The organism is Lentilactobacillus parafarraginis DSM 18390 = JCM 14109, assembly GCF_001435895.1.
In the GTDB taxonomy this organism is placed as follows: domain Bacteria; phylum Bacillota; class Bacilli; order Lactobacillales; family Lactobacillaceae; genus Lentilactobacillus; species Lentilactobacillus parafarraginis.
In genome coordinates, this window is the sequence record NZ_AZFZ01000068.1 from 1 (window position 1) to 11118 (window position 11118).

The 11118-nt window shown below is 47.9% G+C and carries 9 protein-coding genes and 1 riboswitch; of the genes, 7 read left to right on the forward strand and 2 right to left on the reverse strand.

All coding sequences use genetic code 11. The features are described from left to right. The 7 genes from FD47_RS12230 to FD47_RS12260 all read left to right on the forward strand — a co-directional run. Window positions 1-3830 (forward strand): LPXTG cell wall anchor domain-containing protein (locus tag FD47_RS12230; RefSeq protein ID WP_156404150.1); only part of this gene is annotated, 3830 nt, incomplete at its 5' end. Window positions 3831-3921: 91 nt separating this feature from the next. After that, a complete protein-coding gene (locus tag FD47_RS12235; protein ID WP_008213273.1) occupies window positions 3922-4191 on the forward strand; it encodes a hypothetical protein in 270 nt (89 codons plus the stop codon). 157 nt (window positions 4192-4348) lie between these two features. Continuing rightward, window positions 4349-5017 carry a hypothetical protein gene (locus FD47_RS12240; protein WP_054736130.1) on the forward strand — a complete coding sequence of 223 codons (669 nt, stop codon included), beginning with the start codon at window positions 4349-4351 and terminating at the stop codon, window positions 5015-5017. A 143-nt stretch (window positions 5018-5160) separates the two neighbouring features. Further along, window positions 5161-5268: riboswitch (TPP riboswitch) on the forward strand. Between the two features lie 126 nt (window positions 5269-5394). Next, entirely contained in the window at window positions 5395-6717 is a 1323-nt protein-coding gene (locus FD47_RS12245) for a solute carrier family 23 protein (RefSeq protein ID WP_128468909.1), read from the forward strand. Then, window positions 6695-7819, forward strand: coding sequence for a LuxE/PaaK family acyltransferase (locus tag FD47_RS12250; RefSeq protein WP_225427445.1), 1125 nt, complete (start codon window positions 6695-6697; stop codon window positions 7817-7819). The genes FD47_RS12245 and FD47_RS12250 overlap by 23 nt, the downstream gene beginning before the upstream one ends. Before the next feature lie 12 nt (window positions 7820-7831). Beyond that, window positions 7832-9313: an acyl-CoA reductase gene (locus FD47_RS12255; RefSeq protein ID WP_202813712.1), complete on the forward strand. Its 1482-nt coding sequence runs from the start codon at window positions 7832-7834 to the stop codon at window positions 9311-9313. Window positions 9314-9324: 11 nt separating this feature from the next. Further along, window positions 9325-10092: an SDR family oxidoreductase gene (locus tag FD47_RS12260; RefSeq protein WP_056980739.1), complete on the forward strand. Its 768-nt coding sequence runs from the start codon at window positions 9325-9327 to the stop codon at window positions 10090-10092. A gap of 34 nt (window positions 10093-10126) precedes the next feature. Here the strand turns inward: FD47_RS12260 and FD47_RS16200 are convergent, their stop codons facing one another. Further along, on the reverse strand, window positions 10127-10411 hold the full coding sequence (locus FD47_RS16200; RefSeq protein WP_082402662.1) for a HoxN/HupN/NixA family nickel/cobalt transporter: 285 nt from the start codon (window positions 10409-10411) through the stop codon (window positions 10127-10129). A gap of 96 nt (window positions 10412-10507) precedes the next feature. Continuing rightward, window positions 10508-11118 (reverse strand): hypothetical protein (locus FD47_RS15890; protein WP_235806088.1); only part of this gene is annotated, 611 nt, incomplete at its 5' end.

The window sequence follows — 11118 nt, forward strand, 5'->3', positions numbered from 1 at the left end:
TTGCCAGTGACGCGGCCAACTCAGCTTCAGGGTACGCTTCCAACGCTGCCAACGATGCGAAGTCGGCTTCAGCTCACGCTAGTGATGCCGCCAGTGCTGCCAGTGGCAATTCCGCCGCGGCTAGTGATGCCAAGAAGGCCAGTGATAGTTCAGCCGCTAAGAGCGGGGATACTTCCGGCGCGATTTCTGACAACAAGATTGCCAGCGACGCCGCCTCCGATGCAAAGCAACATAATTCCGAGGCTTCTGATGCGGCTTCCGACGCTGCCAATAAGGCTAACTCGGCCGCTGTTAACGGCACCAACTCGTATGCTGCCGATGCATCCAGCGCTGCCAACGCTGCAAAAGATGCCGCTGCTCAGACCTCTGCGGATTCTTCAGCATTTCCAAAGAACAGTGCGATCACCTCTGACGATGCGAAGGCTCAGAGTGCCGCTTCCGATGCGGCTTCCGATGCGACCGTTGCCTCTGACGCGGCTAAAGCTGCCAGTGACGCTGCCGCAAAGGGTGACGCCGCCGGAACCAAGAACGCATTGAGTACGGCCAGTGATGCGGCTTCCGATGCAAAGGTTAAGGCGAGTGATGCGGTTAGTGCTGCCAACCACGCCAATGCCCAGGTTGCTTCTGAACATGCGAATGGCGCTTCCGATGCTGCCTCAGCCGCTGCTTCTGATTCCGCTGACGTTAAGAACATGAGTGATGCAAACACGTTTGCAAACTCTGATGCTAAATCAGCATTTGCTTCAGATTCGGCCAAAGCTTCAGCCGCAGCAAGTGCGGCTAAGAGCCAGGCTGCAGTTGCTTCCGCCGCTGCGAATGCTGCTAGTGCGGCCGCTACAAAGGGCGACGTTTCTGGGGTTGCTTCCAATAACAAGATTGCCTCTGATGCTGAACAGGCTGCTAAGAATGCTGCCGACGATGCTGCCGCAGCTGCCAGTGATGCTCGTGGGCATGTGGGGACCTTGTCCAACAACGCCAGTGATGCTGCTAAATCAGCTGCCGATCATGCTTCTGGCGCCAGTGACGCTGCCAGTGCCGCAAAGAATGCCGCTTCACAAGCTGCCAACAATGCTTCAACTGATCCAACTAATTCAGGGGTCACCTCCGACAATAAGATTGCCAGCGACGCCGCTTCTGATGCCAACACCCAAGCTAATAAGGCTTCTGACGCCGCAAAGGCTGCCAGTGATGCCGCTGCTAAGGCTTCGGATGCAACGTCGGCTGCCAACTCAGCTGCAAAGGCCGGGGATACCTCAGCCGCAAACTCTCAGGCTAAGGTTGCCAGTGATCAAACCAGCGCCGCTAATAGCCAAAACGCCATTGCTTCTGATGCCGAATCTGCGGCCAAGAGTGATGCCAAGGTTGCCAGCGATGCGGCTTCTGACGCTGCCAACAAGGCTGCTAATGACGCGAAGAGTCAGGCAAGCTCAGCATCCGGGCACGCTTCCGATGCTGCATCTGATGCCAGGAAGGCTTCTGACGCCGCTTCGAACGCTGCTTCAACTGCCAGTGCTAACTCGGGTAATCCAGCAGTAGCATCTGACTCCAAGAAAGCTTCTGACGCCGCATCAAATGCTGCTTCGGATTCTAAGAAGGCTTCTGATGCTGCCAGTGCGGCCAGTGACGCTGCTAATAAGGGCGATTACTCAGGCGCTGCAAGCAACAACAAGATTGCCAGCGATGCGGCTTCTGATGCCAAGAGTGCCGCAAGTACCGCTTCAAATGCTGCTAGTGATGCCTCAAACGCAGCCAGCGGCAACAGTAATAATTCTGGGGCTGCCAGCGACGCGGCTTCCGGTGCGAAGAGTTCGGCCTCTGATGCTTCGAACGCGGCTAGTGATGCCAAGAAAGCATCCGACGCGGCTTCGAATGCGGCCAGTGGTCATCCAAACGATTCGGGAATTGCTTCTGATTCCAAAGCAGCCAGTGATGCGTCTTCTGGGGCTGCCAGTGACGCTAAGAAAGCATCCGATGCGGCTTCGAATGCGGCTTCAGATGCGAAGAACAATGATGCTTCTGGTGCCAAGAGTAATAGTGATATTGCTTCTGGGGCTGCCAGTGATGCGGCATCCGGTGCGAAGAGTTCGGCTTCTGATGCTTCGAACGCGGCTAGTGATGCCAAGAAAGCATCCGACGCGGCTTCGAATGCCGCCAGTGGTCATCCAAACGACTCGGGAATTGCTTCCGATTCTAAAGCTGCCAGTGATGCGGCTTCTGGTGCGGCTAGTGATGCTAAGAAAGCTTCTGACGCAGCAAATGCAGCGAGTGATGCTGCCAAGAGTGGTGACGCTTCCGGTGCCAAGAGTAATAGTGATATTGCTTCTGGGGCAGCGAGTGATGCTAAGAAACACGCTTCTGATGCTGCGAGTGCTGCCAAGGATGCTTCGGACAAAGCGGCTTCTGACGACAAGGCATCTGGCGGGATCAACACGAATAATAGTGCTGCTTCATACGCTAGTGATGCTAATCGATCAGCTAGTCAGGCAACTTCCGATGCTGACATTACCAACCGATTGAATAGCGCGGATCCATCGAATGGAACCGTGACGTCTCAGAATCGAATTGCTTCGGACGCGGCTTCGGCTGCTCGTTCGGCTGCAACAATCGCCAATAATGCGGCCTCAACCGCTGCCAGTGCGGCCGCCAACGCAGTTTCCGATGCTGCGAAGGGCAACTTCAGTGGATTGGCTTCTGATGCAACCGTGATTGCCAGTCAAACGGCGATTGCTTCGGGGGCAGCTTCAACCGCTGCCAGTCAGGCTGCAATTGCTGCTGCTGCTCGAAAGGCCGCTAGTGATGCGGCTGCCAGAGATGGTTTCACCGTCGATGGAAGTGGAAACGTCGTTAGTGGTGGTTCGAACGCTTCAACGGCTTCGACCGCTTCGAATGCAGTAAGCAACGCGATTGCTGGGGCTAAAGACTTGAATGGTGATTTGGCAAACGCGGCTTCGAATGTTAGAAAGATCGTTTCTGACACAACCGTTATCGGCCACATTGCCGCTCAGGATCCTAAGAACCAGGCAATTATGGGTTACGCTTCGCAAGCTGCGGCAATCTCGTCAACCGCTGGTAAACAATACAGCGACGCGGTTACTGCCGCTACGAATGCCGTAAGCGCCACAAACGCCGCTGCCTCTGCATTTACTGCTGGGAATTACTCAGCAGCAAACAGTCAGGCGGCAATTGCTTCAGCCCAAGCTGCTAATGTGAAGAGCTTGGTTACGGCGATTGCTCAGGAGGCTGATCAAGTTGCTAATTTGATGAACCAGGCAATCGCGGCTGCTAACGCTGACGGTTTCAACGTTGATGCCAGTGGTAATTTGACGAAACGGTCAGCCACTAGCAATGGTTCGACGGCTGGTAGTTCCGGTTCCAAGACCACGTCAGCCGGTGGGACACAGACAACTCGTCCTGGCGCTAACGCTAATGGTAACCGGACCGCAACCGGGACCGGGGCCAATGGTGCTGGTGCAACTGGTACTTCGGCTAACCGGGGTGGCGGAACTTCGTCAACCGGATCAGCTGGAACCGCTGGGGTTATTCCAGGCGGCTACACCACTGGAGTTGGAACCGGCGCGGGTGTTGGTATCGGCACAAGAGCCGCTTCAACGCCAGGTGCGGCAACAACTTCACCATCGAATACGGGTGGCAGTACTATGGCTAGTGGTAAATTACCACAAACCGGTCACTCCGATGAAGATGGGGCGGCTGTTATCGGCCTGCTTGGATTGGCAACATTGGCTGCCGGCTCTGCGCTTGTTGGGTACAAGAAACGCAAGCGGACCGACGATGATCCAACCGGTGATTCGGACCGTCAGACAATTGTTTAGTGACTTTAACGATTTGAATTGAAAAAGGGTGCCCTGACCGGCACCTTTTTTCAATCGGATAATGACTCGAACATATGTAGGGGGCTTGAATATGGCAAAAGAGCCAAAAATACTGACCAGCAACGACTTTATTTCCAGATTATTTTTGAATGACTCGGTCATTAAAAGCGCGGCGGTGAGACGGCTCAAGTTAAAGAAGGGCGACATCGTCAACGTGTTAGACGCCAATAATCTGAAACAGCAGGTAGCAACCCTGCGCGTAACCGCCATTAATCCGGATGACAGTGCCATTGCCAGTAAGAATATGATGTTTGACTTTTACAAAAATCCACCCAAGAAAGCAACGCGGGACAATCAATAGGTTGGCTTCTTGGTGAAAAGGGTTGATGAACTTCGCTTCTGTGATGGGGGCGAAGTTTTTTTGTGTTGCGGGAAGAAAGCCTGAATCGGATCTCCTCAAAGGGGGTGGATGCCTGTATAATTAGGGCAGAAATAAATGTGTAGGAGGCGCATCATACGTGCAATTACCAACTGCGAAGAATTATCTACTATTAACCGAAACGATTGCCAGAAAACCGATGCTGCGAACTCGGTTCACGGCCCAAGCCTATTTCGTGCTGGCCGCGTTATTTGATTTGATTAATCAGGGGGTATTGAGGATTGGCGAAACTATCGAAATTGTCGATAACGCCAAGTACGCCGATCTGCCCCAATATTTGGATGGCCTCAAAAAACGGATCAATGCGGAAATTAAAAAGGGTGCCCAAACGAAGGACGCTCTTGATTTAATTACGAGCTGGGATATTGCCAACGACATTTACGATGGTATTGGAAGTGAGCTGCTGGCCGATCAGCGAGTGGAAAAGGTGCCGTTCAAAAACAATTTGGACACGCACATCATTTACGTGCCCACCGATGCTGCCCGTGAACAGGTGACCCGCTATCTGCGGGACCAAATGCAGGCCAGCACTGTTGATCAGGCCGCTATCAGTTTGGTTGTGATCATGGAACAGCTGGGCGCTTTGCGGTGGCTCTTTCCAGATAAGGGCGAACTCAGCGAGTTGGTGGTGGCCTTTCACCGCACGGTTGGCGACAACGCGGAATATGCCGGCGAGAGTCGGCTGGCGGAGAGCGCGGCTAAGCTGATTACGGATAAGAAGTTTCGGATGGATTCGTGGTTGAGTTAATCTCCCATTTATTGATCCTGGGGGACTTAGAACAAACTTGTAAATATAATAATTTTTTAGAAATAGCTTAAAAATGAAAGTGGAAATCCGACCCACAATCCTCTTTCATTCACTACAATTCATGGTATACTTTAATCGCTTAAATTAACTGCAAGGGGAGCCATTGTGCTGAGACTAGATTGTGCAAGCAATCTTAACCCTATGTACCTGATCTGGTTAGTACCAGCGGAGGAATGCAGCCAATATTACTGGATAATGATCATTAATATTTCGTCCTGTACTTGAGGTTGAATTCATTTCGAATTCAACCTCTTTTTCGTCTCAAGGAAACCGCTCTCAGTTAGCTTAAGCAAAATTTGCTTAGGGAGATGTTGTGTATGAATCGTGCTCAGGAAGAGACGCCAGCTTCTAGCAGCGAGTCTTTGGGCTGGGGGCAAACCTTTCTTGTTAGTATTCAACATATTTTTGTATCGAATGTTTGGTTGGATCCAATTTTTGTTGCCTCGTCGGCGGGGCTGTCATTGACGTTATCAACTAATCTGGTAAATGCCATCTTTATTACCTCTGGATTGGTCACTTTAATTCAAGCTACTAAGTTAGTGAGATTGCCGATTGTTCAGGGACCCTCCGCTGCCTTTGATGCGTTGATGATTAACGCTGGAAAAACGGGGATGCTGCCGGCAGCTGGTGGCTCAATCTTTGTCAGTGCGCTTCTTGTCTTTGGGCTCTCAGTTACCGGGCTTTTAACAAAATTGGTTAAACGTTTAACGCCAGCAATTACTGGGACCATTATCTTCTTGGTTGGGGTGTCACTCGCAAGCTTTGCCCTGTCAGAATTTCTGGGTGGTAGTCCGGGCACACCAGGATTTGCATTGCCAAAAACGTTGCTGTTATCAGTAATGACCGCCGCAATTGTCGTGCTGTTATCACTTTTCGGGAAAGGGTTCTTTCACAAATTTTCCTTCCTGATCGCACTAGTGGTCGGTGATGTTCTAGCCGGTTTGACTGGCATGATTGACTTATCAGCATTGGGATCCAAACCATTAATTGGGTTGCCTCGTTTACTGCCATATGGAGGCTTTTCGTTTAATTGGAGTATTTTTCTCACATTCTTCGTTGCTTACACGGTTGCCGTTATTGAAGCGTTAGGTGTTTATGAAGCATCGGCATCCGTTCTTAACATTAACTTGGATCAGAAGCGGATTCGAAACGGAATTGCTGGTGAAGCGGCTGGCTCAGCATTGTCGTCATTAATTGGTGGATTCCCCACGACCGCGTTTGCTCAAAATTTAGGGGTGATGAAATTGACCGGCGTGCATTCCCGCAAGCCAATTTTACTAACGGGTGGCCTGCTAATTGTCTTGGGGTTCATTCCTAAATTGGGGGCATTTCTATCCTTAACCCCATCACCAGTGATTGGGGGGATGTTCTTACCAGCCGCTGCTACCTTGATCACAACCGGGTTTGCCATTCTTAAAAAATCTAAAAATAATGATACTAATAACCTAATTATTGGACTGTCAATTATTTTGGCAATTGCTGTGCCAACCTACGCTGCCGGCTTTCCCGGAAGTTTAAAAACGTTACTGTCCAATAATATTTTAATTGGCGCAATTTCCGCAGTGGGACTGCACATTTGCTTAATTTCAATTCCGAGTCTTTTTAGAAAGGGCGTTCATGATGACCAAAACATCGACTGAAATTCAAAACGATATTTATCAGTTTATTCAAACTTACGCGACGACGGATGATCAACAACTTAGTGAATCTGACTTTAACCGGGTTGCCTTGGATTTGTTTGATTACCAATTCAAGAGTAATCTTCCTTACAAACGGTATGCTCAAAGTCAACGAAAAAGCCCCTTGATCGTTAACAACTGGCAGAGCATTCCACTGATGCCGATTCAGGGGTACAAGCAGCTGACGTTGTCGACAACGCCGGTGCAAAAAGATGAACCCGTCTTTATGTCTAGCGGGACAACAGATCCAAATCATCGAAGTCACAATTATCATCCATCGTTTAAAGTTTGGGATGCTTCCATGAAGTATCCCTTCAAGCAATTTGTGCTACCGGATCGGGATAAGATGACGATTCTTGGGCTATTTCCTGGTGAAAAAACAAATTCGAATTCATCGCTGTCTCGTTATGTGACTAAGGCAATTGACTTCTTTGGTGATGATAAGAGCGGTATTTTTATTGACGAAAATGGCATGGATTACCAAGGAATTGTTGGGGCATTAAAAGATGCAGAACGCCAGGGTCGTCCAGTAATGTTACTAGGGGCCAGTTTCTCGTACGTTCATTTATTGGACTATTTGAATGAACAAAAACTGACATTCAAATTGCCAGTTGATAGTCGGTTATTTGACACCGGTGGATTTAAAGGCCAGTCGCGAAGTGTGGATGCTCAGGACCTCTTTGATGCCATTAAAAACACATTTAATATCGATCGTGATCACTACATCAATATGTACGGCATGACGGAGATCAGCTCGCAATGCTACGACCAAAACCTTGTGCGCTTATACCACCATTTGCCACTGGATTATACAAAGGCAGCCCCTGCCTGGGTTCGGGTTCGCATTTTAAGTACGGATACGTTGCAGCCCGTGGAAAGTGGTCATGCCGGCTTAATCGCATACTATGATTTGGCCAACTGGAATTCTTGCGTTGCCATTTTGACAGAGGATATGGGCATCCAGGATGAAAATGGTTTCGAAGTCTCAGGCCGAGTCCAGGGAGCTGAAGCAAAGGGCTGTTCGATTGCGGTGGATCAGCTTTTGCATGCTAACCAGATGTAAGGAGGCACCAAATTGAAGCGTACGGTAATGGGGACAATTAAGGTGATCCCAGTGGACATTTTTAAGATGCCCCGCGGGATTACATTGACCAACTTCGGCTATCAGACGATTACCATTGGTCAATTAGACTATAGTTTGCGTTTCCCGATTGTGACACCAGATGCCATTGTCGAGATTAATGATCGATTACGTCACAACCAGGCGGCCTACTTGAGTCATTTAACAGTCGCCGAGATTATCAGCAAAATTGATCAGGCAGTCAATTTATGGACGCATCCGGATTATCCACAACGCCGGTTGGCAATGAAATTATTACCACAAATTACGGGTTACAACGCAGAAACGGTTGAGCTTGAAATCAAACGGTTTATTCGGGTATTCCGGAAAAAGGAATTGATGCGTTTCGTCGACAGTGAACTTGACCAGCCAGAAATTCTTGACGACTTTCATCCACAAAAAAGTGGGAGTATGACCAAGGCGTTTGGTCCTGAGACGACGTTTCACGTTTTCTCAGGCAATATTCCGGGCTTACAAATTTGGTCGCTGATTATGGCGACGATTGTAAAGTCAGCTAGTCTTGGCAAAACGTCGATGAGTGAACCGCTATTTCCGGTTCTGTTTGACCAAAGCTTAGCGGAAGTCAGCCCGGAACTGGCCGATTGTCTGGCAATCCTGCCGTGGAAGGGTGGCACAATGAATTTGGAAGAAGCTGCCACATCCGCGACGGACGCAACCATCGTGTACGGATCTGATACGGCTTTGGATGCCATTAAAGAATTGGTTCCAAAATCCAAAATATTCTTGCATTATGGTTACAAAATTAGCTTTTCGATGATTGGCCGCGAAGCATTAACGCCGGAATATTATTTGCAAACAGTCAAACAAGCGATTGAGGATGTTGCGGTTTATGACCAGCAAAGCTGTTTGTCGGCGCAAACGATTTTTGTTGAAAAGGGCGGCACAACATCACCTCTGAATGTTGCCAAATTACTTGCTTCTGAACTTGCGAATTATCAATTAAAGCGGCCACGGGCAGAGTTAACAAACGAACAAGCGGCTGCTGTCGTTCGATTGCGTAATGACTATCAATTAAAGGCGTTGAATGATTCTGATGTGCAGGTGTTTGCAAGTGACGGAAATACCGATTGGACGGTTGTTTATCACGCGCATCCTGGATTCGTTAATTCGCCATTAAATCGGACAATTCACGTTTATGCAATTGATGAGCTTGAACAAGTTCCCGAATATCTGCAGCCGTTCAAGCAATATCTCCAAAGTTGTGGTCTGGCTGTGAAACCGACTCGGCTTTTCTCGTTGGCTAATCAACTTGGTAGGGCCGGGATTGATCGGATTAGCGCGTTAGGTGAGATGACCCGGGCAAAACCAGGCTGGCATCATGACGGCCACTTTAATTTACTGGATCTATTGCGATTCATCGATGTTGAGCAAAATACCGAGCGGGCTGCTGAGAAATTTGACCCGGACGTTGAGTAAGGAGGATAAGCATGTTACTGAAAAATCAGGTCGCACTGGTAACGGGGAGTAGTCGCGGAATTGGGGCAACAATTGCGAAGCAGTTCGCCAAAGAAGGCGCAATTGTTGCGGTCAACTTTGTGAAGCATCAAGAACGGGCTGATCAAGTTGTTCGGGAAATCCTTGAGGGTGGCGGGCAAGCATTTGCCATTAAGGCCGACGTTCGTGATCCTGTGGCAGTTCAGGAAATGATTCGAAAAATCAAAGATAATTTCAATGGCTTGGATATTGTCGTGAATAATGCATTAAATCACTACACGTTTAATCCCAAGACGCGAAAAACCGATCAGTCAATTACCTGGCAGGACTATCAAGATCAGTTGGACGGTAATGTTCACGGCAGCTTCAATGTTTGCCACGAAGCCTTACCAATTATGAAGTCGCAGAACAGGGGACGAATTATTAATATGGCCAGTAATCTGGTTGAATTTCCACTGATCCCTTACCATGACTATATAACGGCAAAAACCGCCCTGATCGGTTATACCCGATCATTGGCGGCTGAAGTTGGTGCGTTTGGAATTCAAGTAAATGCGATTGCTCCTGGGCTCACTTATCCAACTGATTCCAGCGTTGAAACTCAAAATGATGTCCGGGAATCAATCATCAATATGACGCCGACTAAGCGGCTGACCGTGCCGGAAGATGTTGCGGGGAGTGCGGTGTTCTTGGCTTCAAGGTTATCGAATAATGTGACTGGGCAATGCCTTTATGTGGATGGGGGATTGGTGATGCATTAGTGGAGAGAGTCATTTATTGGGATGCTAATCAATCCTACAAATCAGTATTTAATCGTCGTTGCCGAGTTGCTTTCCAGATTAAATAGAATAGGCCCCAGAGTGCGATAAACAGCGCGACCAGTGCAAATCCTAGCCAATTAAGATTGACTCCCTGGACCCAGCTCCAGAAACTTCCGTTGAATTTAAAGGTGGCTCTAACAACTTGGAGTAGCTCAACAAATCCGATAGAAACGGCTGCGACGACAGAGATGGTTGTGACGATTACTGATAAAAAGTTTTGGGCGGATTTGTGGGCAAATTGGAGAGTTATACAGGTTATTGATTAGAGGTATACATTTATGTTCATTTTTAGTTGGCAATTATAACAAAGAACTTTCAGGTGAATGATTACTTAATGTGAGATGGGGGGTTAATATTAAATTGATAAAATACTCTCAAGGAAGGACATTGTTGTAAAACCGTTGATATCAGTATTTCTACTCTGGAAATACTGATGAAGTGAAATGACCTGCTTTTTTAATTGTTTATTCTTGAAGTATTTTGTAAATCGATTTTGCCATTTCTTTAGGTTCCCGATTATTAATATTTGCCATCTTCTATCGGTAATATCAATGTGACTGTAGTCGAATGATTCAGGCGCGTATATAAATTTAAACATTGGTGCGACGTCAATAATTGGCTGCAGAGAGGAGCGATGATATCTGTAGTCAGTGGTAAGAAAAAACAGCAGGGCATCAATTTGTCGATTTTCTAACCCACCAATGACTGTCTTAGTATTAGGAATTCGGTTTTTATCAATTTGATGAATAAGCTTGTGAAAAAAGTTTTGCCTAGATGTCAATAAGTACCCATCTAAAAATAAGTTAATCGGCATTTCGGGGAATAATTTCAAAGAATAGTTTATTATTTGGTTGGCAATTTTTGAGGGAATTTTGTTGTTCTTGAAAGCTGAAATGAAAAATACTGTATAGTCTGGATTGCTTTTGGAGTTTATATTTTTCCCCGATTTAAAATTGAAGTGCAACA